Genomic DNA, 24,398 nt, shown 5'->3' on the forward strand with positions numbered 1-24,398 from the left:
AGTTAAGGATTCCACCATGCTAGAACAGATGGGAAAAGCAGCCAAAGCAGCATCGTGGCAGTTGGCACAATTAAGTACAAGCCAGAAAAATCAGGCGTTGAATCACATTGCTGATTTGCTTGAAACAGAAAATGAAGTAATCCTTGCAGCCAATCAACAAGATATGGATTATGCTCGTGGGCAAAGCATGAGCGAAGCCCTGCTTGATCGGTTACTGCTGACAGCAGAACGGTTGAATGCCATTGCAAATGATGTACGTCAGGTCTGTCATTTGGCTGATCCGGTAGGGCAGGTTATTGATGGGCAATTACTGAATAATGGATTGCAATTGAGCCGTCATCGGGTTCCTTTGGGTGTCATTGGCGTGATTTACGAAGCCCGTCCTAATGTGACCATTGATGTGGCATCACTGTGCCTGAAAACGGGTAATGCAGTAATATTGCGCGGTGGAAAAGAGACCCACCATACCAATCAGGCTATGGTTAAAGTTATTCAGCAAGCGTTGGAACAAAGTGGTTTACCTGCTGCGGCAGTTCAGTCTATCAATAGACCAGATCGCGAGCTGGTGGCTGAATTACTGAAAATGGATCGTTATGTAGATATGTTGATCCCGCGTGGTGGTGCTGGATTACATAAACTGTGTCGTGAACAATCTACGATCCCAGTGATTACTGGAGGCATTGGTGTTTGCCACACTTATGTAGATGAGAATATCAATACTGAAAAAGCATTAGAAATAATCACTAATGCGAAAGTTCAACGACCAAGTGCCTGTAATTCATTGGAAACCCTGTTGGTGAATGAGAAAATTGCAGCTGGTTTCCTGCCAATTCTGAGCACCAAAATGAAGGAACAGGGAGTGACACTACATGCGAGTGCATCAGCAATGGTATTGTTGAAAGATGGCCCAGCGACTGTCATCGAAGTAGTGGAAGGGGATTACTGTGATGAATGGTTATCGCTGGATATGAATGTGGAGATTGTCAGCGATATCGATCAGGCTATCGAGCATATCCGTACTTATGGTACTGCTCATTCTGATGCAATTTTGACTGAGTCTTTGCGGCAGGCTGATTATTTTGTGCGTCATGTGGATTCTGCTGCTGTCTATGTGAATGCAAGCACTCGCTTTACTGATGGCGGTCAGTTTGGTTTAGGGGCTGAAGTGGCTGTCAGTACCCAGAAATTGCACTCCAGAGGTCCGATGGGGCTTGATGCTCTGACAACATATAAATGGATTGGCTATGGCGATTATTTACCCCGCCGCTAATCAAATTCTATTTTAATTAGAATTCATTCAACTATGTTGAGTCACACTTAATTTAGGTGTGACTTTTTGTTTGATGAAAAAATCATTTACATTATTTACATTAGTGTAAACTTTTAGTTACTATACTTTATATTTAAGCTTAATTTTATATCACCTTCAGGAAAACAACGAAATGAAACAGACTCTATTTATCGTAGGCGCACGAGGTGCAGGGAAGACGACAATAGGTAAGTTGTTGGCTGAAGCATTGTCGTACAAATTTATTGACACTGATGACAGTATTCAAACCTCCAGTAAAATGACTATCTCCGATCTTGTTGAAGAACATGGCTGGGAATATTTCAGAAGAGTGGAAAGCCAGATATTGAAAACGGTTAGCCAAAATGAATGTACTATTTCAACGGGAGGGGGAATGGTATTGTCATCGGAAAATCGCCATTATATGCAACAAAATGGTATCGTGATTTATTTACAAGCATCCGCAGAAGTTTTAATCAAACGATTATCCCTCAACCCAGAAAACTCACAGCGCCCCAGCCTGACAGGGAAATCTATCATTGAAGAAATCGAGGGCATATTGGTTGAAAGAGAGCCATTATACCGTGAGTGTGCTGATTTCATTGTAGATGCCAGTTTAGCGACAGAAAATATCGTATCCAATATTAAGGATTATATTTTAACGCGAGAAAATAAACTAATTTGATATATTAAGGTATTTAAAGTTTATTTTTTATAGTGCGGGGAAATCTTATATATCAGGCTGCTTATACAAATTATAGTATTATCCTACTCACTTTAATTTTATTTAATTATATTTGAGATATGGATATGCTCTTAAATTTTATTCGGTTACTTGTTCGTGTACTTTTTAGGGTCACGGTAGAAGGTGATGATAAGCAGCTTAAACACTCTAAATGTATTATTACACCCAATCATATTTCGTTTCTGGATGGTCTTCTCATTGGCTTATTTCTTCCGGTAAAGCCTGTATTTGCTATCTACTCTAATATTACGGCCAGTCACTTTCTCAAATTCATCAAACTTTATGCGGATGTTGTCCCTTTAGATCCGACTAATCCGATGGCAGTGAGGACTCTGGTTAAAGAAGTAGAGAAAGGACGTCCCATCGTGATTTTTCCAGAAGGGCGGATCACTGTAACCGGCTCTCTAATGAAAATCTATGATGGTGCCGCTTTCATCGCGGCGAAATCAGGCGCAAAGGTGGTTCCTATCCGTATTGATGGTGCTGAACAAACCATTTTTGGTCGATTGAAAGGAATTATGAAACTGCACTGGTTCCCGAAAATCTCTATCAAAATCTTACCGGCCGTTGATTTGCCAATGCCTGATGCTCTTGATGCAACAACACGTCGTCGTTTAGCCGGAGAACGTCTCCATGCCATTATGATGGATGTGAGAATGCAAACGCGCCCAAAGGAAACATTGTTTAGTGCTTATTTGGCCTCGCAGAAACGTTTTGGTCGTTTTAAACCATGTATCGAAGATGTGAATTTCAAAGAAGATAGCTATCATTCATTGCTGAAAAAAATATTGGGTGTCAGCCGAATTTTAGAACGCTTTACGAAAGAAGGTGAGCGAGTTGGTTTGCTATTGCCGAATGCGACTGTAATGGCAGCAGCCATATATGGTGCCTCCTTGAAAAAACGTGTGCCTGCACTGCTGAACTATACGGCAGGAAGTAATGGAATTAAAAATGCCATGCAGGCAGCAACCATAAAAACTATTGTGACATCTCGTCAGTTTCTGGCGAAAGGACAATTAACCCATTTGCCAGAACAGGTGGCAGAAGCTAATTGGGTATACCTCGAGGATTTGAAAGATACAATTACTCGGGAAGATAAGCGTTGGATATTGTGGCACTTGATTTTCCCTTCCAAGGCTATCATGGTTTCGCAGAAACCGGACGATGATGCCCTGATCCTGTTTACATCAGGTTCAGAAGGAACGCCTAAGGGGGTTGTTCACAGCCATACCAGTTTATTGGCAAATGTTGAACAGATAAAAACGATTGCTGATTTTACTCCACAAGATCGTTTCATGTCTTCCTTACCATTGTTCCATGCTTTTGGTTTGACGGTAGGTTTACTTACTCCATTAATGACGGGAAGCCGTGTATTTCTTTACCCAAACCCACTGCATTATCGTGTAGTGCCTGAGCTGGTTTATGATCGCAACTGTACTGTGCTGTTCGGTACTTCGACTTTCTTGGGAAATTATGCCCACTTTGCGCATCCTTATGATTTTGCACGTTTACGCTATGTAGTCGCTGGCGCAGAAAAATTATCAGAAAACACTAAACGCGTTTGGCAGGATAAATTTGGTATCCGTATTCTGGAAGGTTATGGTGTGACTGAATGTGCGCCTGTTGTAGCAATCAATGTCCCGATGGCGGCAAAAACGGGAACAGTCGGACGGATTTTACCGGGTATGGAAGCTCGTTTACTGCCTGTTCAGGGGATTGAAGAAGGTGGACGCTTGCAGCTGCGCGGGCCGAACGTCATGAAAGGTTATTTACGTGTCGAAGCGCCTGAACGTCTGGAACCGCCCTCAGCGGAAGATGCGGAAGGAAATATCCAAACGGGCTGGTATGACACTGGAGATATTATCTCTATTGATGACGAGGGTTTTTGTACGATAAAAGGACGTGTGAAGCGTTTTGCCAAACTGGCGGGGGAAATGGTTTCTCTCGAAGCAGTGGAACATATTGCATCATGCATTTCCACTGATGCGTTGCATGCAGCAACGGCCAAAAGTGATAAAAGTAAAGGAGAAGCACTGGTATTGTTCACGACCGATGCGAATTTGCATAGAAATGCAATGCTGGAAGTTGCCCGTAAAATAGGTATGCCAGAATTGGCGGTTCCACGCGATATTCGTTATGTGAAGCAATTGCCTTTGCTTGGCAGCGGTAAGCCGGATTTTCTCACTCTAAGAAAGATGGCTGAACAGGAGTAAGGAAATGAATGGCACTATAGAAGCACAATCGCTGTTGAATCGGGGAATGAAAGCTGTATTGTTGTCGCAATTTTTTTCTGCTTTTGCCGACAATGCACTGTTTTTTACTATCTTGGCTCAATTGAAGGCTGAGGCTTATCCTGGCTGGAGTTTACCGGCCTTACAAATTGTCTTTGTACTCACTTATATAATGCTAGCACCTTTTGTGGGGCAAATTGCTGATCGGTTTTCAAAAGGGCGCGTTATGCTCTTCTCCAATGGTATCAAATTGCTTGGTGCCATTAGTATCTGTATCGATATGAATCCGTTCCTAGGGTATACCTTAGTGGGTATTGGTGCCGCAGCTTATTCTCCTGCTAAATATGGGAGCTTGGGAGAACTGACAGACGGGGGGCGTTTGGTAAAAGCCAATGGCATGATGGAAGCGTCAACCATAGCAGCTATCTTAATTGGCGCGGTCGCTGGTGGTTTCCTTTCTGACTTTAGTCTGATAATGGCATTGGGGCTTTGCGCTCTGCTGTATAGTGCGGCAGTTGTAGCCAATTTCTATATTCCTCGTTTGGCGGCTGCGCGTCAGGGAAAAGGCTGGAATCCTAAAAAGATGCTGGTGGACTTTATGGAGGTCTGTGTCTCGCTTTGGCGTAATCAAGAAACACGGTTTTCACTGGTCGGAACCAGCTTATTTTGGGGAGCAGGTGTCACACTGCGACTGCTTCTGATTGCTTGGGTTCCTGTTGTACTGGGAGTTGAAGGAAATACAACACCTACATTGATGAATGCGGTGGTTGCGATTGGTATCATTCTCGGTGCGGGAGCCGCTGCGCGGCTGATTACGTTGAAGACTGTCCGCCGCTGTATGCCTGCGGGTATTTTAATTGGCTTCATGATCATGCTTTTTGTCACACAGCAATCAATATGGCTTTCTTATCTAATTTTGGTTGTCCTCGGTGTATTTGGTGGACTTTTTGTCGTTCCACTAAATGCGTTATTGCAGGAACATGGAAAACATACCATGGGCGCGGGTAAAGCTGTTGCTGTGCAAAATCTTGGTGAAAATAGTGCCATGTTGGTTATGCTGGGGTTGTATCTGGTTTCCATGTGGTTTGGGGCATCGGCCGTTGCTGTTGGCATTGGCTTCGGTATCTCGCTCTCTTTGGCAATAGGCGGATTATGGATTTGGGATATGCTTCGGAAAAATTAATTTCTTATAGAGTTGAAGGCTTGTTATGGGTGAAAAAATCCTGAATCAGCTTAGTATTGAACTGAGTGATAAATTAAAACAGAAGAAACTATCTATAACCTGTGCAGAATCCTGCACAGGAGGCTGGATTGCCAAAGTGATCACAGATATTGCGGGAAGTTCAGCCTATTTTAATCGTGGATTCGTGACATACAGTAATGATGCCAAGTATGAAATGTTAGGGGTTTCACTGGATTCATTGGCACAATTTGGGGCAGTAAGTGAACAAGTTGTAAAAGAGATGGCTACGGGGGCGTTAAAAGTTGCCAAAGCGGATTTTGCTATTGCTGTCAGTGGCATTGCCGGACCAGACGGAGGTAGTGAAGAAAAACCGACTGGCACGGTTTGGTTTGGGTTTGCCTTCTATGTTAATGAGAATATACAGGTTTTGACATATCGTCAGCATTTTGTGGGTGATCGCAAAGCCGTGCGTTTGCAGGCTGTTATTTTTTCTTTAAAAAAATTGCTGACAGAAATCACAAAAAATTAGCTTGATGCTGTATGATTATACAGTATAATCATACAGCACTTTGGTATCAGAAACAGTTTATCAGCAGTGGGGCAGCCCCTTCATTGCTTGCGAAGGAGTAAACATGGCTAACGATGAAAACAAACAAAAAGCACTAGCAGCAGCATTGGGTCAGATTGAGAAACAATTTGGTAAAGGTTCCATTATGCGTTTGGGTGAAAATCGCTCAATGGATGTTGAAACCATCTCTACCGGTTCTCTGTCACTGGATATTGCGTTAGGCGCAGGTGGCCTGCCAATGGGTCGTATCGTTGAGATATACGGGCCTGAGTCTTCCGGGAAGACGACACTGACATTGCAAGTGATTGCAGCTGCTCAGCGTGAAGGCCGGACGTGTGCTTTTATTGATGCCGAACATGCCCTTGATCCAGTTTATGCCAAAAAGCTGGGTGTAGATATTGATAATCTGTTGTGTTCTCAGCCTGATACAGGTGAGCAGGCATTGGAAATTTGTGATGCTTTATCACGTTCCGGTGCGGTTGATGTCATCATTGTTGACTCTGTTGCGGCATTGACACCAAAAGCAGAGATTGAAGGTGAAATCGGTGATTCTCATATGGGACTGGCAGCACGTATGATGAGTCAGGCTATGCGTAAGCTGGCGGGTAATTTGAAAAACTCGAATACCTTGTTGATTTTTATCAATCAGATCCGTATGAAAATAGGTGTGATGTTTGGTAACCCTGAAACTACGACTGGTGGTAATGCACTGAAATTCTACGCATCTGTTCGCTTGGATATTCGTCGTACTGGCTCCGTGAAAAATGGCGATGAGGTTGTTGGTAGCGAAACCCGTGTGAAAGTGGTCAAAAACAAAGTTGCAGCACCATTTAAACAGGCTGAATTCCAAATCCTTTATGGCGAAGGTATCAACACTCTCGGCGAGTTGATCGACCTCGGTGTTAAACACAAGATGGTGGAAAAAGCGGGTGCATGGTATAGCTATAACGGTGACAAAATAGGGCAAGGTAAAGCTAATGCCACTATTTATCTGAAAGAGCATCCAGAAGCTGCGGCTGAGTTGAACAAAAAACTTCGTGATCTGTTGTTGCATAATACAGGAGATTTCAGCAGTGCAGCTTCAGACTATGTGACAGATTACGAAGATAATGCTGAAGAAGTGAAAAACGAAGAATTCTAATTTCTTCTCAATCGTAATTTTGTTTTTTAAAACCACATCTATATCGGGTGTGGTTTTTGTTTTTAATAAGGAAATAAACATTCTTGAAATAGGCGTATCGAAACTGGCTTAACGAACAGACTTTCAGAAAATGCCCAGACGAATTACAATGCTGAAAAGCGAATGGATTTATATGGGATTTTACTTCTTACGGAAGACACTCTATCTTAACCCTATTTTAATTTATTCGTGAGTTGAAATGGTAATGCGTTATACCATCTCAATCATTCACACATCTGTTTTTCAGCTTGATTTCGGGACAATTATGAGCAAAAGCACCGCTGAGATCCGTCAAGCGTTTCTTGACTTTTTTCATACTAAAGGCCACCAAGTAGTACCGAGTAGTTCGCTGGTGCCAAACAATGATCCAACATTGTTGTTCACCAATGCAGGGATGAACCAGTTCAAAGATGTATTTCTAGGATTGGATAAAAGGCCTTATTCTAGAGCAACAACGTCTCAGCGCTGTGTTCGTGCTGGCGGTAAGCATAACGATTTAGAGAATGTGGGTTATACAGCCCGTCATCACACTTTCTTCGAAATGTTGGGTAACTTCAGTTTCGGTGACTATTTTAAACAAGATGCAATCAAATACGCATGGGAACTGTTGACCAGCGAAAAATGGTTTAATCTGCCAAAAGAAAAACTGTGGGTTACTGTCTATGAGACAGACGATGAAGCCTATGATATTTGGCATAAAGAAGTCGGTGTTCCAGCAGAAAGAATTATTCGTATTGGCGATAATAAAGGTGCCTCTTATGCGTCAGATAATTTTTGGCAAATGGGTGATACCGGTCCTTGTGGACCTTGCACCGAAATTTTTTATGATCACGGTGAACATATTTGGGGTGGCCCTCCAGGAAGTCCAGAAGAAGACGGTGACAGATATATTGAAATTTGGAACATCGTTTTCATGCAATTCAACCATCATGCTGATGGCACGATGGAACCGCTGCCAAAACCTTCAGTTGATACCGGAATGGGACTGGAGCGTATCGCAGCAGTTTTGCAACACGTCAACTCCAACTACGAGATTGACCTATTTCAACGTTTAATTGCTTCGGTTGCAGAAGTCACAGAATCGACAGATTTTACCAATAAATCTCTGCGTGTTGTTGCAGACCATATCCGTGCATGTGCATTCTTAATTTGTGATGGTGTCATTCCATCCAATGAAAACCGTGGATATGTACTTCGCCGTATCATTCGCCGTGCAGTTCGCCATGGTAACATGCTGGGAGCAAAAGAAGCTTTCTTCTATAAACTCGTTGCACCATTAATCAATATCATGGACGCAGCTGGTGAGGAGCTAAAACAACAGCAGGCTTTGGTTGAGCAGGTATTGAAAACAGAAGAAGAACAATTCGCCCGTACTTTAGAACGAGGTTTGCAGCTTCTGGATGACGAGTTGTCTAAATTATCTGGTGATATTCTCGACGGTGAAGCCGCTTTCCGTTTGTATGACACTTATGGCTTCCCTGTTGACCTTACTGCGGATGTTTGCCGTGAGCGTAACATCAAAGTGGATGAGGCTGGTTTTGATTTGGCTATGGAAAACCAGCGCCGCCGTGCTCGTGAATCCAGCGGTTTTGGTACAGATTACAATGGATTAATCAAAGTCGACGGCCAAAGTGATTTTTGTGGTTATGAACATAATTCTCAGCAGGCTGTTGTTATCGCTATCTTCCGTAATGGTGAGTCTGTTGAACAAATTCATGCAGGTGAAGAAGCGATCGTTATACTTGATAAAACGGCTTTCTATGCTGAATCTGGTGGACAGATTGGTGATACGGGTAATTTATTGAATGGCAATGGTGTATTTGAAGTCCTCGATACACAGAAATATGCTCAGGCAATTGGTCATGTTGGTAAATTGATAAGTGGCACTTTAAGCGTTCATCATACTGTTAATGCTGAAATTGATGTGGTACGTAGAGGTGCGATCCGTTTGAACCACTCTGCGACTCATTTATTGCATTCAGCATTACGGCAAATTTTGGGAGAGCATGTTGCCCAGAAAGGTTCTTTGGTTAATGATAAGTACTTGCGTTTTGACTTCTCTCATTTTGAAGCAATGCAACCAGAACAGATCCGTCAGGTAGAAAACTTAGTGAATGAAGAAATTCGCAAAAACTCACCAATTGTTACAGAACTAATGGAACTGGAAGAAGCAAAGTCTAAAGGTGCCATGGCGCTGTTTGGTGAGAAGTATGATGAGAAAGTACGAGTACTGAGCATGGGCAGTTTTTCTACCGAGCTATGTGGTGGTACTCATGCGAGTTGTACTGGTGATATTGGGTTATTCCGTATATCCAGTGAGTCAGGTACAGCTGCAGGAATTCGGCGCATCGAAGCTACTACAGGGCAAACCGCGTTGAATGCAATCTATCAGCAAACTGATTTACTGCAAGATATTGCTCATTTAGTGAAAAGTGATATCAGCAGCCTGAATGATAAAGTGAAAACGACACTAGACAGAACGAAACAGTTGGAAAAAGAGTTGCAACAATTGAAATCTCAGCAGGCAGCTCAGGAAAGTTCTTCTCTAGCAAATCAGGCTAAAGAAATTCAAGGTGTTCGTTTGTTGGTAACGCAGTTAGGTGATGTTGAGCCGAAAATGCTCCGGACGATGGTTGATGATCTGAAAAACCAATTAGGATCAGCAATTATTGTGCTTTCTACAGTGACTGGTGATAAAGTCAGCCTAATTGTTGGTATAACAAAGGATTTGACTGCTAGAATAAAAGCAGGTGATTTAATCTCTTTTGTTGCTCAACAAATTGGGGGTAAAGGAGGAGGGCGTCCTGATCTGGCACAGGCTGGTGGAACGGATGTAGTTGCTCTACCTTCAGCATTGGCTAGTGTAGAAGAGTGGGTAGCACTGCGGTTATAGTTGGTATTGCCGTGACAGCAGCGGCATTGTGAAAGAATTTTTTATGATGCCGGATGTTTTTTGTTGTGAAATTGTTGAAATGTTGGGCACATACTTATATTTTAGCTATCCTATAGATATAGGAAATGTGTTCAAAACTGCTTATACTTTAAGTAGATATCATTGCTTTACGTTTTCACGGTGTTTGATGGATAATAGCGGGGAAACCTAGAGACCCGACTCTTTTAAATTTTCAAGGAGCAAAGAATGCTTATTCTGACTCGTCGAGTTGGTGAAACACTCATGATAGGCGATGAGGTAACAGTCACAGTACTGGGAGTTAAAGGCAACCAAGTTCGCATTGGTGTAAATGCACCCAAGGAAGTTTCTGTTCACCGTGAAGAAATTTATCAACGGATCCAGGCAGAGAAATCTCAGCCTACAACTTTTTAATTCAAGAATGGCGTCCATGCTTTTTTAAGACTTGGGCGCTACTCTACTTTTATTTCTCTTCCTTTCTTATGAACCTAGCTGTTATATCCTTCTTGTTAGTCTAATTCTATTCTCTCACGCCTTTTTATTTTCTATCTGTCGAAAAGACATTGTTCATGAGGCTATAGCGATGAATAATTATCTTCATAAATTTTAACGGCGATTAGATGATTTCACTGTTGATAAAACAGCCCCTTAGATGTTAATCCAAGCATTTTGCGTGCTAAGTGTTCAAACGGAAAAAAGTTGCGAAAAATTGTTTGACTTATCAGGCAGGGAAAGTAATATGTGCGCCATCGCAGCGACGAAGAGCTTAGAGAAAAGCTTCTGAGTAAGATTCAGAAGTAAAGCTTCAAAAGCTAAGAAGTTAAAACTTCCGAGTTGTAATTTTTTAAAGCGAATGTTTTTAGGAATATGGTGAGGTGGCCGAGAGGCTGAAGGCGCTCCCCTGCTAAGGGAGTATGTGGTTAAGAGCTGCATCGAGGGTTCGAATCCCTCCCTCACCGCCATATTTATAAGCAATGCATCCGTAGCTCAGCTGGATAGAGTACTCGGCTACGAACCGAGCGGTCGGAGGTTCGAATCCTCCCGGATGCACCACTTTAAATACCGCGATTTTTAGGTGTCTTAATTCTGTCAAGTCAGGCAATTACCAGCGTCTGAACAGAAATAGTAAACCGATAATGCATCCGTAGCTCAGCTGGATAGAGTACTCGGCTACGAACCGAGCGGTCGGAGGTTCGAATCCTCCCGGATGCACCATTTTAATCACCTTGAATTTTAGGTGTCTTAATTCTGTCAAGTCAGGCAATTATCAACGTCTGAACAGAAATAGTAAACCGACAATGCATCCGTAGCTCAGCTGGATAGAGTACTCGGCTACGAACCGAGCGGTCGGAGGTTCGAATCCTCCCGGATGCACCATATTCAATATTGTGATTTTATCACGATATTTACATTTTGAAGAAAGACAGCAATAGTGTCTGAACAGAAATAGAAAATTGATAATGCATCCGTAGCTCAGCTGGATAGAGTACTCGGCTACGAACCGAGCGGTCGGAGGTTCGAATCCTCCCGGATGCACCATTTTAAACCCTTGCCTTATTAAGGCAGGGGTTTTTTGTTTTTACTCTCTTTCCAACCATAATATTTTCTCATTATTTCTCTTGTTTGAAATTTAATCGGTGGTATGGCGCTACCTATATGTAATCAGCGACAATTTGGTTTGTTTAATATAAAGTAAACTCTTAGTAATAATCTTTTAAAACTCCACGGGAGGTCAAATTGATCCCGGACGTATCAAAAGCATTGTCATGGTTAGAGGCAAACCCTACCGTATTAGATGGGATTTGTCGCGGTATTGAACGTGAAACATTGCGTGTTACTCCAGATGGTCATTTAGCTAGCACGAAGCATCCAGAATCACTTGGCGCTTCTTTAACGCATAAATGGATTACAACTGATTTTGCTGAATCTCTATTGGAGTTTATTACCCCTGTTGATAACAATATAGATAGAACCATTGATTTTCTTAAAGATTTGCATCGTTATACTGCGCGGAATCTGGATAATGAAAAAATGTGGCCTCTGAGTATGCCATGTTTTATTGACAGAGAAGAGAATATCACTCTAGCACAATATGGTACGTCTAATATAGGCCGTTTTAAGACCTTGTATCGTGAGGGATTAAAGAATCGTTACGGCGCATTAATGCAGACGATTTCTGGTGTACATTATAACTTTTCTCTGCCGATAAGTTTTTGGCAGGCTCGGTTAGGTGTTAAAGACGTAGAAACTGGAAAAGAACAGATTTCGGATGGTTATCTTCGCTTGATCCGAAATTATTACCGCTTTGGATGGGTAATTCCTTATTTATTTGGTGCATCACCAGCGATTTGCCCCTCTTTCCTGCGCGGACGAAACACCGCATTATCCTTTGAAGAAACGGAAAAAGGAACTTGTTATCTACCTTACGCGACTTCATTAAGGATGAGTGACTTAGGATATACTAACAAATCACAAAGTGATCTGAATATTACCTTTAATCATCTCCATACATATGTAGAGGGCCTGAAGAAAGCGATTCATAAACCGTCAGCAGAATTTGCGGCAATTGGTATCAAAAAAGAGGGTAACTATTTACAGCTCAATACTAATGTCCTCCAGATTGAAAATGAATTATATGCACCTATACGGCCCAAACGTGTTACTAAAGAGGGAGAGTCGCCTTCAGATGCCTTGCTGAGAGGTGGTATAGAGTACATTGAAGTTCGTTCTCTGGATATCAACCCGTTCAGTGCAATTGGTGTGAATGAAACTCAGATTCGTTTTCTTGACTTGTTTTTGATATGGTGTGCTTTAGCTGATGCTCCTGAAATGGGAAATAAGGAGCTTGATTGCTGCCGTCAAAACTGGAGTAAGGTTATTTTGGAAGGGCGTAAACCAGGGCTGAGTATTGGCATTGGTTACGATATTGAACAACAGCCCCTTAAAATTGTGGGACAGAAGTTATTCAGGGACTTAGAAAGAGTTGCTGAAGTTCTGGATACCTGCTCAGGAACGCAGTATCAATCAGTCTGCAAAGAGCTGGTGACTATGCTCGAAGATCCATCACTGACATTTTCAGGTCGTGTACTGGATAAAATGAAAGCTCAAGGAATCGTAGGTTTTGGGTTGGAGTTAGCAAACGGGTATCATCAGGAATTGATTGAAGAACCTTATTCAATTTTGAATGAAGACAGTTTCTCCATTCAGCGTGATGCTTCTGTATCGCTTCAACACCGTATTGAACAGCAAGACAGTATGAGTTTCGAAGACTATCTAAAACTTCATGCTGGGTGTTAAAAAAAGAAAATGGCCACCACTGGTGGCCGAATAAAGTATCTTAGAGAATAGGGATGATAACAATTTGCGCGTCTTCATATATTACGACCAGCCGCAAATGAAAAGGTTTCATTTATCTGGAAAAACTTTCGTAAAAAATCTGATGCCTAAGGAGGTAGAGTAATGCCTTTATTGGATAGTTTTACAGTTGACCATACTCGCATGTCTGCACCTGCTGTTAGGGTTGCCAAGACAATGCAAACACCTAATGGTGATATCATCACGGTATTTGATTTACGTTTTTGTGTTCCCAATGAAGCAGTGATGCCAGAAAAAGGTATTCACACACTTGAGCACTTGTTTGCGGGTTTTATGCGCAATCATTTGAATGGTGATGGTGTTGATATTATCGATATTTCTCCAATGGGATGCCGTACTGGTTTTTATATGAGTTTGATAGGTGCCCCAGATGAACAGAGAGTCGCTGAAGCTTGGAAAGCTGCAATGGCTGATGTACTGAAAGTTCAAGATCAGAGCAAGATACCTGAATTGAACATTTATCAGTGTGGCACTTATGAAATGCACTCATTAAAAGAAGCTCAAGATATTGCTCAGAATATTCTTGATGCTGGTGTTCGTGTCAATCATAACGATGAATTAGCATTACCTGAAGAAAAGCTCGTGGAGTTACAGGTATAGGCTATTTGTAAAGGGAAAACCTAGCTTATATTGTCCACTGGCCTATATTTTCCAGAGGGCTTGTTTTGCTGGCCCTCTATTATTCACTTTATTTTATGTTTTTATTTATCGGTATGACACGAACCTGCTTGATAACATTGTCATGTACCGCAAGAACCTCAAAGTTATATTCATTAATCTGCACCTGAACGTGCAATTCGGGAATTTCACCTAATTCTTCCAGAATCATTCCATTCATTGTTCTTGGGCCATCCTCAGGAAGTGCCCAGCTAAATGCTTTATTTAATTCGCGAATATTGGCTGTGCCATCAACCAGAACGGTTCCGTCACTTTGAGGAAGAACTTCTTCTGCCAGAGTGGGAGACATGGATGTAGTAAAGTCACCGACAATTTCTTCCAAAATATCTTCGACAGTCACTAGCCCTTGAATATCGCCATATTCGTCAACAATCAAGCCAACTTTTTGCTTGTTGCGCTGGAAGTTGACTAGTTGAATATTTAACAGGGTGCTGACAGGGATAAAGTAGATTTTATCTGCTGCTTTGATCAAATTTCTTTTCGTGAACTCTTTTTTCTCCGTCATCATTCGATAGGCTTCTCGAACTCGCAGCATACCAATCGCATCGTCCAGAGAGTCACGGTAAAGTACAATTCGTCCATGTGGAGAATGCGTTAACTGCCGGATAACGGATTTCCAATCAGAGTTGATATCAATGCCGACAATTTCATTACGAGGTACCATAATATCGCCAATAGTCACTTTCTCAAGATCCAATATTGAGATCAGCATATCCTGATTACGGCGTGATAGATTGGTATTTGATTCATTTACTATTGTGCGTAATTCATCTTTACTAACAGCATCATTGCGAATATTTGACGTCTTGATGCCCAGGCACCTCATCAGCAGTAAACTGATTCTGTTAAATGCCCATACAAGAGGCAACATGATTTTTTCTAGTGGACGGAGCAGAAAACTACTGGGAAATGCCACTCTTTCTGGATAAAGTGCTGCAATAGTTTTTGGCATTACCTCAGAGAAAATGAGAATCACGAAAGTGAGTATACCTGTTGCAATAGCAACACCTACATCCCCATAAAGGCGCATACCGACAATAGTAGCGAGAGAAGAGGCCAAAATATTGATGAGATTGTTGCCAATAAGGATAAGACTGATAAGCCGATCTGGATGACGGAGCAAAGACTCTACTCTTCGTGCAGGGGTGCTTCCTTGTTTAGCTAAATGACGTAAACGATAGCGATTGATTGTCATCATGCTAGTTTCTGAAGCAGAGAAATAAGCCGAAACGATAACCATGACAACAAGAATGATAATTAGTGTGCCTGTTGAGACGTGCTCCAAAACAGAATTCCTTCCTAATATTTATACGAACTGGATACAGAGATCTTTTAACTGCTTAATAAACCAATATTTCCTGCAATAGTCGGCTACCAAAAAACGCGAGTGTTAAAATAAACGCACCAATCAGATTAAACCAAATAACTCGCTTACCGCGCCATCCTTCATGATAGTGTCCCCAAAGTAAAATAACGTAGACGAACCATGCAATGATAGACAAAATGGATTTATGGATATTTTCTTTATTAAAGATATCATCCATATACATGATTCCGGTGCATAACGTCAATGTTAGTAAAATTACACCAACTTGGGTAATGTGGAACATTTTGCGTTCAATAACCATTAGCGGAGGCATGCCAGAAGTAAAGGTAAGCTTTTTCTTTTTAAGCCGATAATCTAACCAGCCAAGTTGTAACGCATAAAGGGCTGCAATGAGCAAGGTGGCGTATCCAAGCAATGCCAGCCCGATGTGAATAAATAATTCGATACTGCCTTCAAGGTGCGTAATAAATTCTCCCGGCATCAGACTAGTCAGTATCAAATTTATCATGGCAAAGCTGTAAACTATTGGCAATAAAAACCATGCTCGGCCGCAGAATGCTACTATTGTCATAATAATGGACATCAGCAAACTAACAATTGAACCTAAATTCAATAGGGTAAGATTCTGACCACTGCTGACATAAAACACTTGGTATTTCAATGCAATCGAATGATTAAATAATGCTAGCATTGCGAAAAAAAGAGCCAGTTTTTGATAACTGTTTTGTTGGCGCAATAAACCTGGCACGATGAGCGTCAGGCTAATGAGATAGGTAAGTAAAGCAATAATTGAAAATACCAGCATAACGTTTATCGTTTTCGCAATAATAATATTTACCCTCCATCTTTCAAACCGTAGCTTTTTGAAATCTATTGGGTGTGGATTGGACTTAAAATTTAAGTATACCGCTAGCTGGGGTAGCCTCCAACCGTTGTTAATGATACTTGGGAATCTCTTTGCAGTGATCACGTGATCATCGTGTTATAATTCGTAAAATTTGCCTTACAGGTAGACCCACTTGTAGATATCTGAGCTGAGACAATGTTTGATAATTTAACTGACAGACTATCGCGCACACTGCGCAATATCAGCGGCCGAGGAAGGCTGACTGAAGATAATATTAAAGATACGCTGCGCGAAGTTCGTATGGCTTTGCTCGAAGCGGATGTTGCATTGCCTGTCGTGCGTGATTTCATTTCACGAATCAAAGAGAGTGCAGTAGGGCATGAAGTTAACAAAAGTCTGACGCCTGGACAGGAATTCGTCAAAATAGTTCAGAATGAACTGGTGACGGCGATGGGGGAAGTTAACAGTGAGTTAAACCTTTCTGCACAGCCTCCTGCTGTTGTTCTGATGGCCGGTTTACAAGGTGCCGGTAAAACAACCAGTGTTGCCAAATTAGGTAAGCTTCTAAAAGAAAAAAATAAGAAAAAAGTATTGGTCGTCTCTGCTGATGTTTACCGTCCTGCGGCAATCAAACAACTTGAAACACTGTCTGAAACGGTTGGAATTGATTTCTTTCCTTCAGATCTGCAAGAGAAGCCAGTTGATATTGTCAACAAGGCAATTCAGCACGCCAAACTGAAATTCTATGATGTGTTGTTAGTCGATACCGCAGGTCGTCTGCATGTCGATGAAGCCATGATGGATGAAATTAAAGCGGTTCATGCAGCTATCAATCCTGTTGAAACCCTGTTTGTTGTTGATGCAATGACAGGTCAAGATGCTGCAAATACGGCAAAAGCATTTAATGAAGCATTGCCATTAACTGGGGTTGTCCTAACTAAAGTTGATGGAGATGCGCGTGGCGGTGCTGCGCTTTCCATCCGCCATATTACTGGCAAGCCAATTAAATTCCTCGGTGTTGGTGAAAAAACAGATGCGTTGGAACCTTTTTATCCTGATCGCATCGCATCCCGCATTCTCGGTATGGGAGACATGCTTTCACTAATTGAGGAAATTGAAAGTAAGGTTGACCGCACTCAAGCGGAAAAATTGGCATCAAAACTGAAAAAAGGCGATGGCTTTGATTTAAGTGATTTTCTGGAACAGCTCAAACAAATGCGTAACATGGGTGGAATGACCAGCATGTTGAGCAAAATGCCTGGAATGTCACAGGTTCCTGATGCCGTCAAATCTCAAATGGATGATAAAGTCCTAGTTAAAATGGAAGCAATTATTAATTCCATGACTCGCAAAGAGCGAGAAAAGCCAGAAATTATCAAAGGTTCCCGTAAGCGTCGTATTGCTACGGGGTCTGGTACGCAAGTGCAGGATGTTAACCGTTTATTGAAACAGTTTGATGAAATGCAGCGCATGATGAAAAAAATGAAGAAAGGTGGCTTGGCGAAAATGATGCGGGGCATGAAAGGCATGCTGCCACCCGGATTTATGGGTCGATAATCGATAAAGTTGCGAAAGAAAATGTTCTTTGGATTGCTTTTTGCGCCAAAGTGAGTAAAATTTTCGGGCTTTTAAATGGACAGCCGGACTCCATTCCCCGATGAAGTCTGGTTGTTTTGCTAACTAATGAGGATGTTATGGTAACAATTCGTTTAGCTCGTGGCGGCGCAAAAAAGCGTCCGTTTTATCAAGTAGTAGTGACCGATAGCCGCAGTGCGCGTGACGGTCGTTTTATTGAGCGTGTTGGTTTCTTCAACCCAATCGCTTCAGGAAATGCAGAAGCCCTGCGTTTAGATCTAGACCGTATCGAACATTGGGTTGGTCTGGGTGCATCTATGTCTGATCGTGTTGCTGCACTGATCAAAGACGCTAAGAAAGCAGCTTAATCTGTCACGGTGGTAACAATGAGCAAACAATCTGGCCTAAAGCACCCTGTTGAGCCAATTGTATTGGGGAAATTAGGATCGGCGTATGGCATTCGTGGTTGGCTCAGAGTTTTTTCTTCCACCGAACACACCGAAGACATTTTTGAATATCAGCCGTGGTTTATTCAACGTTCTGGCCAGTGGCAGCATGTTGAGCTAGAGGCGTGGAAATATCACAACCAAGATATTATCGTCAAAATCAAAGATATTGACGATCGGGATGCGGCAAATTTATTCACTAATTGTGAGATTATTGTGAATTCTAGCCAATTGCCAGAGCTGGAAGCAGGAGATTATTACTGGAAAGACCTTATTGGTTGCCAAGTGATAAATACTGCGGGTTATGACCTTGGAACCATCAGTGACATGATGGAAACAGGTTCTAACGATGTGATGGTAATAAAAGCAAATCTGAAAGATGCATTCGGTATCAAGGAGCGGTTAGTTCCGTTTCTTGATGGGCAGGTTATCAAGAAAGTCGATCTCGCTACCAAATCTATTGAGGTAGATTGGGATCCTGGTTTCTAATCTCCGGTAAAAACGGTTTAAATGAGTGGGACGCAGTATGTGGATTGGGGTTATTAGCCTGTTTCCTGAAATGTTCCGCGCAATAACCGATTACGGGGTAACTGGTCGGGCAGTCAAGAATGGCCTGTTGAGTATCGAGTGCTGGAGTCCAAGGGATTTTACCTACGACCGGCATCGTACTGTTGATGATCGTCCTTACGGCGGTGGTCCAGGCATGCTGATGATGGTGCAACCGTTAAGGGAAGCCATTCATGCAGCCAAAGTTTCGGCAGGTACCGGCGCAAAGGTGATTTATCTTTCACCTCAGGGACGCAAACTCGATCAACAAGGAGTTTGTGAACTGGCAACAAATGAGAAATTAATTCTGGTTTGCGGCCGTTATGAAGGTATTGATGAGCGTGTAATCCAAACCGAAATTGACGAAGAATGGTCTATTGGTGATTATGTTCTTAGCGGGGGAGAACTTCCTGCAATGACAATGATTGACTCGATTTCTCGGTTTATTCCAGGAGTATTGGGGCGTCAGGCGTCGGCAGAAGAAGACTCATTTGCTGATGGATTATTGGATTGTCCGCACTATACTCGCCCTGAAGTATTGGATGGAATGGAAGTTCCCCCTGTGTTGTTATCGGGAAACCACGCCGAAATAAATCGCTGGCGGATGAAACAATCACTTGGCCGAACTTGGTTACGAAGGCCCGAACTTCTAGAAAGCCTAGCTCTGACTGACGAGCAAAGGATGTTGCTATTTGAATTCCAACAGGAATATCAAGAGTAAGCAACAAATTAATCCAGATATGTCCTGTAAAGGAATGTCTTTGATATATCAGTTTACCTAGGGTAAGAGAGTTATTATGAGCAACATTATTAAACAACTTGAACAAGAGCAGATGAAGCAAGACGTACCATCATTCCGTCCGGGTGACACTGTGGAAGTTAAGGTATGGGTCGTTGAAGGTTCTAAAAAGCGTCTGCAGACATTCGAGGGCGTGGTTATTGCGATTCGTAACCGCGGTCTGCACTCTGCATTCACTGTTCGTAAGATTTCTAACGGCGAAGGTGTTGAGCGTGTATTCCAGACTCACTCCCCAGTCGTAGACAGCATCAACGTTAAACGTCGTGGTGCTGTTCGCAGAGCTAAACTGTACTACCTGCGTGAGCGTTCTGGTAAGGCAGCTCGTATTAAAGAGCGTCTGAACGCGAAATAATACGCTTTCGCTACATCCGAAAGTTATCGTTAAAGGCCAGCACATTTGCTGGCCTTTTTTACATTTTTAAATAACCTACCAATAAATAACCCGCCATATAGGATCTCTAATATAGGAATTAATTCAATGAACGGGCTATATTAACATTCAGATTTTTAGCTCTAATTTAGCATTACATGAATGTGCTAACTAAAACGTATCCTACCGTGCATGAACCACTGACACTAATCAATCCAGGTATAATAAAACTGTGGTTGATAATGAATTTCCCAATTTTTGTTGTACCTGAACGGTCAAAACCGATACAAGCCAGATCGCTTGGGTAAGTAGGCAAAACAAAATAACCATAGGCAGCTGGAAAGAATGCAATCAGCAGTTTGGGATCCACACCAAGTTGTAATCCCATTGGCGCTATGGCTGTTAAAGCTGCTGCCTGACTGTTAACTAATTTTGAAACTAAGAACAGCACTAGAGCGTAGGTCCATGGTTGAGTTTGGACAACATCTTCCAAGACCAGTTTTAATTCCCCTAGATGTGAATGGAAGAAAGTATCACTCATCCACGCTACGCCAAAGACAGAAAAGATCGCAACCATGCCAGCTTTGAATACTGCACTATTAGCGATTTCATTAGCCTTGACTTTGCACACCATCAACATGATGGCTCCTGCAATTAACATCATCATCTGGATCACCAGATTCATAGAGAGAGGCTTTAAAGCCCCTTTGACTTCAAAAGCTGGACGTAAATCAGTAAAGGCACCAAATAAGACTACAACTGCAATTGCAGCAAAGAAAATCCAGGTGGCCCAATAAGCCTGTTTAGGAAATACCTGATCTAATAATGTTTCTGAACTACCATAAATAAACTCACGTTGTTTTGGATCTTTGAGTTTTTCTTGGAATTCTTCATCTTTATCAAGATCTTTCCCACGATGCAAACTCCATAATGCAGAAAGGATTACCCCTGTGAGTGATGCAGGTATTGAAACCGCCAATATTTCCAAGATCCCGTAAGTTTGCCCAATCCCATGGCTGGCAGCAATAATTGACACCAAAGAAACAACGGCAACGGAAACGGGTGAAGCGGTAATTGCTATTTGAGAAGCAACAGAAGCAACTGCCATTGGGCGTTCAGGGCGAATTCCTTTTTTCAGAGCGATATCACCAATGATTGGGAACATGGTATAAACCACATGCCCTGTACCACAAAGAAAAGTTAGAGTCCAAGTTGTCAATGGTGCCAAAATAGTGATGTGTTGTGGATGACGACGCAGAAGACGTTCTGCAAACTGCATCATGATATTGAGTCCCCCTGCGGTTTGCAGTACAGATGCACAACCGATTACAGCAAGAATGGTGAGCATCACATCAACAGGGGGCTTGCCGGGTTCCAGGTCAAAAATAAATGTCAGTATAAAAAGCCCAATACCACTGATCAGCCCTAATCCCATTCCTGCATAACGCGTACCGATCAATAAGCATATAATTATTATGGAAAATTGTAGCGTTATCATATCTGTCCTTAATGAATGATTTAAAAATAAACAAAAGCTGTAATGCAGGCTTTAGAAACTGCATCACTTATACCTGTCATCGTTCAAATTGCAGCTAACAAATCTGCAATTTGAAACCTATTAGATATATCTATTCTCTATAAACATTATTTTATAGTTTCATAGAAATACTAAGAGAATACATATTAATATTATTTAAATCTGAGTATAAAAACGGGATTGAGATATAGTTTTACTAGATGATTTTAAAAAGAAATTTATATTGACTATAAATAAGATTTAGAGGGTTAATAAAATATTTATATTGTGAATGAAATTGTAAAAATCAACTTACAAAAATTTAACTTGAAAATTTATTTATATATTCATTAGTAAAATTAAACAATAATTAATTGTTTCAGAACGTACGGTATCAAAAATACAAATCTTTTATGTAAATATAAGTTTACGATAAACAGAATTAATTTACATATTTGGATTGTATTCTTTACGATGCGTGGTATGTTATCCAGCAGACACTCAAAAAACATAATATAGATATAACAAGGCAGGTAGAGAAATGATCATGCAAAAAGATGCTCTTAATAACGTTCATATTCTTGATGAACAGGTTCTTATCACTCCAGAAGAACTGAAACAGAAATACCCATTGAGTAGCAACGACCTGCATGCCATCACGAACGCGCGTAATACTATTGCGGATGTTATTCAACATCGTGATCCTCGTTTACTAGTGGTATGTGGCCCATGTTCAATTCACGATGTGGATGCTGCTCTTGATTATGCCCGTCGTTTGAAAACGCTCTCTGCTGAATTGAGTGATTGTCTGTATATTGTTATGCGTGTCTATTTTGAAAAACCTCGTACAACGGTTGGCTGGAAAGGTTTAATAAGTGATCCCTATATGGATGGTTCATTTGATATGGATGCCGGGTTACATATTGCCCGCCGTCTGTTATTAAACTTGGTCGAAATGGGATTGCCGTTGGCCAATGAAGCGCTGGATCCTAACAATCCGCAGTATTTAGGCGACTTATTCAGTTGGTCAGCGATTGGTGCGAGAACGACAGAGTCACAAACCCACCGGGAAATGGCATCGGGATTGTCTGTATCAGTTGGGTTTAAAAATGGTACTGACGGGAATTTGAACACGGCGATTAACGCGATGAAAGCAGCCTCAATGCCTCATCGTTTTATGGGCATCAATCAATCTGGTCAGGTCTGTTTGTTGCAAACTCAGGGTAATCCTAATGGGCATGTTATCCTGCGAGGTGGTGCAGCTCCGAATTACAGTGCTGAGCATGTTGCTGATTGTGAACACCAAATGATTAAAGCAGGATTAACGCCATCATTGATGATTGATTGCAGCCACGGTAATTCCAACAAAGATTTTCGCCGTCAGGGCATCGTAGTGGATTCTGTTGCAGAACAAATTATGGCTGGAAATCAATCTATTATCGGTATTATGTTGGAAAGCCACCTTAATGAAGGGAACCAATCCTCAGAGCAGACTCGTTCTGAAATGAAATATGGTGTTTCAGTAACAGATGCTTGTATTAACTGGCAAACTACGGAGCAAGTGTTAAGAAAATTGCACCAACAAATTGCACCACATTTGGTAAATCGAAGTATGATGATGGAAAAAGCAGGGTAATGAAAATGGCTGCAGAATTGTCACAATTGAGGGAACAAATTGATGAAGCAGACAAAGCATTATTGTCTTTGTTGGCAAAACGCATGAGTTTAGTCACACAAGTTGGTGAAGTTAAGAGCCAACTTGGTTTGCCTATCTACGTACCTGAAAGGGAAGCTGAAATGCTGGCTTCTCGTCGTCAGGAGGCGGAAGATATGGGTATTCCGCCTGACTTAATTGAAGATATTCTGCGTCGTATAATGCGAGAATCCTATGTCAGTGAAAACAGTAAAGGTTTCAAAAAACTTTGTACTCATTTGGGACCAGTAGTTATCGTAGGTGGTTCAGGTAAAATGGGAAAACTGTTTAGCCGTTTGTTGACGCTCTCTGGGTACGAAGTTAGAGTGCTTGAAACTGAGGATTGGAATAATGCCGAGCATATATTGGCAGATGCCGGAATGGTTATGGTCAGTGTTCCCATTCATTTGACAGAAAAAGTTATCCGACGGTTACCTCCTTTGCCAAAACACTGCATTTTGGTTGATTTGGCTTCCATAAAATACAGACCATTAAATGCGATGCTTGATGTACACCAAGGCCCTGTTTTAGGGCTGCATCCTATGTTTGGGCCTGATGTAGGTAGTTGTGCTAAACAGGTAGTGGTGTATTGTGACGGTCGTTACCCAGAAGCTTATCAGGGTTTTTTGGATCAAATATTGGTATGGGGTGCACGTTTGCATCAAATCAGCGCAGATGAACATGATAAGAATATGAGCTTTATTCAAGCGCTGCGTCATTTCACTACTTTTTCTTACGGACGACATCTTGCAAAAGAAGATATTGATTTGCAGCAATTGCTTTCATTATCGTCACCCATTTATAGATTAGAGTTGGCGATGGTAGGAAGGTTATTTGCACAAGATCCTCAGTTATACGCTGATATAATTATGTCTAGCCCTGAAAATATTGAGCAAATCCGACGTTATCACCAACGTTTTGCTCAAGCTTTGGAAATATTAGAAAATCAGGATAAATCGGCTTTCATTGAGAGTTTTAAACAAGTAAGCGAATGGTTTGGAGATGAGGCGACCCGGTTTATGAAAGAAAGCCGAGTGCTTTTGCAGCAAGCCAGTGACAGCAGAAAATAATCTATTGATAATTATACAATAAATTAAAACCGGATGAAAACATCCGGTTT

At 41.7% G+C, this 24,398-nt stretch carries 20 protein-coding genes and 5 tRNA genes; 22 read left to right on the top strand and 3 right to left on the bottom strand.

What is annotated here, in order from left to right:
- The first annotated feature begins 16 nt into the window (after nucleotides 1-16).
- The 15 genes from proA to luxS all read left to right on the top strand — a co-directional run bounded on the left by proA (nucleotide 17) and on the right by luxS (nucleotide 14,081).
- Nucleotides 17-1,270 (top strand): glutamate-5-semialdehyde dehydrogenase, encoded by a 1,254-nt coding sequence (gene proA / locus AC5JQI_RS05645; RefSeq protein WP_493914010.1) that lies wholly within the window; start codon nucleotides 17-19, stop codon nucleotides 1,268-1,270.
- A gap of 172 nt (nucleotides 1,271-1,442) precedes the next feature.
- Nucleotides 1,443-1,973 (top strand): shikimate kinase AroL, encoded by a 531-nt coding sequence (gene aroL, locus AC5JQI_RS05650; RefSeq protein ID WP_237386649.1) that lies wholly within the window; start codon nucleotides 1,443-1,445, stop codon nucleotides 1,971-1,973.
- A 125-nt stretch (nucleotides 1,974-2,098) separates the two neighbouring features.
- Complete coding sequence (gene aas, locus AC5JQI_RS05655) at nucleotides 2,099-4,246, top strand: bifunctional acyl-ACP--phospholipid O-acyltransferase/long-chain-fatty-acid--ACP ligase (protein WP_493914011.1); 2,148 nt, start codon at nucleotides 2,099-2,101, stop codon at nucleotides 4,244-4,246.
- A 4-nt stretch (nucleotides 4,247-4,250) separates the two neighbouring features.
- Nucleotides 4,251-5,447: a lysophospholipid transporter LplT gene (lplT, locus tag AC5JQI_RS05660; RefSeq protein ID WP_493914012.1), complete on the top strand. Its 1,197-nt coding sequence runs from the start codon at nucleotides 4,251-4,253 to the stop codon at nucleotides 5,445-5,447.
- A gap of 25 nt (nucleotides 5,448-5,472) precedes the next feature.
- Nucleotides 5,473-5,976 carry a nicotinamide-nucleotide amidase gene (gene pncC, locus AC5JQI_RS05665; RefSeq protein ID WP_493914013.1) on the top strand — a complete coding sequence of 168 codons (504 nt, stop codon included), beginning with the start codon at nucleotides 5,473-5,475 and terminating at the stop codon, nucleotides 5,974-5,976.
- A gap of 103 nt (nucleotides 5,977-6,079) precedes the next feature.
- Nucleotides 6,080-7,156: a recombinase RecA gene (recA, locus tag AC5JQI_RS05670; protein ID WP_237386645.1), complete on the top strand. Its 1,077-nt coding sequence runs from the start codon at nucleotides 6,080-6,082 to the stop codon at nucleotides 7,154-7,156.
- A gap of 304 nt (nucleotides 7,157-7,460) precedes the next feature.
- Nucleotides 7,461-10,088, top strand: a complete 2,628-nt coding sequence (gene alaS, locus AC5JQI_RS05675) for an alanine--tRNA ligase (RefSeq protein ID WP_493914014.1) — start codon at nucleotides 7,461-7,463, stop codon at nucleotides 10,086-10,088.
- A gap of 246 nt (nucleotides 10,089-10,334) precedes the next feature.
- Nucleotides 10,335-10,520, top strand: a complete 186-nt coding sequence (csrA, locus tag AC5JQI_RS05680) for a carbon storage regulator CsrA (RefSeq protein WP_010845367.1) — start codon at nucleotides 10,335-10,337, stop codon at nucleotides 10,518-10,520.
- Nucleotides 10,521-10,975: 455 nt separating this feature from the next.
- A tRNA-Ser gene (locus AC5JQI_RS05685) sits at nucleotides 10,976-11,068 on the top strand.
- Nucleotides 11,069-11,082: 14 nt separating this feature from the next.
- Nucleotides 11,083-11,159 (top strand) — tRNA-Arg (locus AC5JQI_RS05690).
- A gap of 85 nt (nucleotides 11,160-11,244) precedes the next feature.
- A tRNA-Arg gene (locus AC5JQI_RS05695) sits at nucleotides 11,245-11,321 on the top strand.
- Between the two features lie 85 nt (nucleotides 11,322-11,406).
- Nucleotides 11,407-11,483 (top strand) — tRNA-Arg (locus tag AC5JQI_RS05700).
- A gap of 85 nt (nucleotides 11,484-11,568) precedes the next feature.
- A tRNA-Arg gene (locus AC5JQI_RS05705) sits at nucleotides 11,569-11,645 on the top strand.
- 198 nt (nucleotides 11,646-11,843) lie between these two features.
- A complete protein-coding gene (gshA, locus tag AC5JQI_RS05710; RefSeq protein ID WP_493914015.1) occupies nucleotides 11,844-13,403 on the top strand; it encodes a glutamate--cysteine ligase in 1,560 nt (519 codons plus the stop codon).
- A gap of 162 nt (nucleotides 13,404-13,565) precedes the next feature.
- Complete coding sequence (gene luxS, locus AC5JQI_RS05715) at nucleotides 13,566-14,081, top strand: S-ribosylhomocysteine lyase (RefSeq protein WP_237386642.1); 516 nt, start codon at nucleotides 13,566-13,568, stop codon at nucleotides 14,079-14,081.
- An 88-nt stretch (nucleotides 14,082-14,169) separates the two neighbouring features.
- On the opposite strand, the gene AC5JQI_RS05720 is transcribed toward luxS, so the two are convergent.
- Entirely contained in the window at nucleotides 14,170-15,444 is a 1,275-nt protein-coding gene (locus AC5JQI_RS05720) for an HlyC/CorC family transporter (protein ID WP_493914016.1), read from the bottom strand.
- Between the two features lie 55 nt (nucleotides 15,445-15,499).
- Nucleotides 15,500-16,291: a cytochrome C assembly family protein gene (locus tag AC5JQI_RS05725; RefSeq protein ID WP_493914017.1), complete on the bottom strand. Its 792-nt coding sequence runs from the start codon at nucleotides 16,289-16,291 to the stop codon at nucleotides 15,500-15,502.
- 237 nt (nucleotides 16,292-16,528) lie between these two features.
- On the opposite strand from AC5JQI_RS05725, the gene ffh reads away from it, so the two are divergent.
- The 5 genes from ffh (at nucleotide 16,529) to rplS (ending at nucleotide 20,051) form a co-directional block, all read left to right on the top strand.
- On the top strand, nucleotides 16,529-17,890 hold the full coding sequence (gene ffh / locus AC5JQI_RS05730) for a signal recognition particle protein (RefSeq protein WP_493914018.1): 1,362 nt from the start codon (nucleotides 16,529-16,531) through the stop codon (nucleotides 17,888-17,890).
- Between the two features lie 137 nt (nucleotides 17,891-18,027).
- The gene (gene rpsP, locus AC5JQI_RS05735; RefSeq protein ID WP_092551758.1) at nucleotides 18,028-18,276 is read left to right on the top strand and encodes a 30S ribosomal protein S16; all 249 of its coding nucleotides are present in this window, start codon (nucleotides 18,028-18,030) and stop codon (nucleotides 18,274-18,276) included.
- 18 nt (nucleotides 18,277-18,294) lie between these two features.
- Entirely contained in the window at nucleotides 18,295-18,843 is a 549-nt protein-coding gene (gene rimM, locus AC5JQI_RS05740; RefSeq protein WP_237386638.1) for a ribosome maturation factor RimM, read from the top strand.
- A gap of 37 nt (nucleotides 18,844-18,880) precedes the next feature.
- Nucleotides 18,881-19,621, top strand: coding sequence for a tRNA (guanosine(37)-N1)-methyltransferase TrmD (trmD, locus tag AC5JQI_RS05745; RefSeq protein ID WP_237386637.1), 741 nt, complete (start codon nucleotides 18,881-18,883; stop codon nucleotides 19,619-19,621).
- A gap of 76 nt (nucleotides 19,622-19,697) precedes the next feature.
- Entirely contained in the window at nucleotides 19,698-20,051 is a 354-nt protein-coding gene (gene rplS, locus AC5JQI_RS05750) for a 50S ribosomal protein L19 (protein ID WP_010845356.1), read from the top strand.
- 172 nt (nucleotides 20,052-20,223) lie between these two features.
- Here rplS and AC5JQI_RS05755 read toward each other — a convergent pair whose 3' ends face one another.
- Nucleotides 20,224-21,567, bottom strand: coding sequence for an anaerobic C4-dicarboxylate transporter (locus AC5JQI_RS05755; protein ID WP_493914019.1), 1,344 nt, complete (start codon nucleotides 21,565-21,567; stop codon nucleotides 20,224-20,226).
- A gap of 559 nt (nucleotides 21,568-22,126) precedes the next feature.
- On the opposite strand from AC5JQI_RS05755, the gene AC5JQI_RS05760 reads away from it, so the two are divergent.
- Nucleotides 22,127-23,221 carry a 3-deoxy-7-phosphoheptulonate synthase gene (locus AC5JQI_RS05760; protein WP_493914020.1) on the top strand — a complete coding sequence of 365 codons (1,095 nt, stop codon included), beginning with the start codon at nucleotides 22,127-22,129 and terminating at the stop codon, nucleotides 23,219-23,221.
- Nucleotides 23,222-23,226: 5 nt separating this feature from the next.
- Nucleotides 23,227-24,348 carry a bifunctional chorismate mutase/prephenate dehydrogenase gene (tyrA, locus tag AC5JQI_RS05765; protein ID WP_493914021.1) on the top strand — a complete coding sequence of 374 codons (1,122 nt, stop codon included), beginning with the start codon at nucleotides 23,227-23,229 and terminating at the stop codon, nucleotides 24,346-24,348.
- The last annotated feature ends 50 nt before the right edge of the window (nucleotides 24,349-24,398 follow it).

This window comes from Xenorhabdus sp. XBWT (genome assembly GCF_059072735.1).

Coding starts and splice junctions, on each gene's coding strand:
- proA (WP_493914010.1), top strand. CDS start 17: ATGCTAGAACAGATGGGAAAAGCAGCCAAAGCAGCATCGTGGCAGTTG.
- aroL (WP_237386649.1), top strand. CDS start 1,443: ATGAAACAGACTCTATTTATCGTAGGCGCACGAGGTGCAGGGAAGACG.
- aas (WP_493914011.1), top strand. CDS start 2,099: ATGCTCTTAAATTTTATTCGGTTACTTGTTCGTGTACTTTTTAGGGTC.
- lplT (WP_493914012.1), top strand. CDS start 4,251: ATGAATGGCACTATAGAAGCACAATCGCTGTTGAATCGGGGAATGAAA.
- pncC (WP_493914013.1), top strand. CDS start 5,473: ATGGGTGAAAAAATCCTGAATCAGCTTAGTATTGAACTGAGTGATAAA.
- recA (WP_237386645.1), top strand. CDS start 6,080: ATGGCTAACGATGAAAACAAACAAAAAGCACTAGCAGCAGCATTGGGT.
- alaS (WP_493914014.1), top strand. CDS start 7,461: ATGAGCAAAAGCACCGCTGAGATCCGTCAAGCGTTTCTTGACTTTTTT.
- csrA (WP_010845367.1), top strand. CDS start 10,335: ATGCTTATTCTGACTCGTCGAGTTGGTGAAACACTCATGATAGGCGAT.
- luxS (WP_237386642.1), top strand. CDS start 13,566: ATGCCTTTATTGGATAGTTTTACAGTTGACCATACTCGCATGTCTGCA.
- AC5JQI_RS05725 (WP_493914017.1), bottom strand. CDS start 16,291: ATGCTGGTATTTTCAATTATTGCTTTACTTACCTATCTCATTAGCCTG.
- ffh (WP_493914018.1), top strand. CDS start 16,529: ATGTTTGATAATTTAACTGACAGACTATCGCGCACACTGCGCAATATC.
- rpsP (WP_092551758.1), top strand. CDS start 18,028: ATGGTAACAATTCGTTTAGCTCGTGGCGGCGCAAAAAAGCGTCCGTTT.
- rimM (WP_237386638.1), top strand. CDS start 18,295: ATGAGCAAACAATCTGGCCTAAAGCACCCTGTTGAGCCAATTGTATTG.
- trmD (WP_237386637.1), top strand. CDS start 18,881: ATGTGGATTGGGGTTATTAGCCTGTTTCCTGAAATGTTCCGCGCAATA.
- rplS (WP_010845356.1), top strand. CDS start 19,698: ATGAGCAACATTATTAAACAACTTGAACAAGAGCAGATGAAGCAAGAC.
- AC5JQI_RS05755 (WP_493914019.1), bottom strand. CDS start 21,567: ATGATAACGCTACAATTTTCCATAATAATTATATGCTTATTGATCGGT.
- AC5JQI_RS05760 (WP_493914020.1), top strand. CDS start 22,127: ATGATCATGCAAAAAGATGCTCTTAATAACGTTCATATTCTTGATGAA.
- tyrA (WP_493914021.1), top strand. CDS start 23,227: ATGGCTGCAGAATTGTCACAATTGAGGGAACAAATTGATGAAGCAGAC.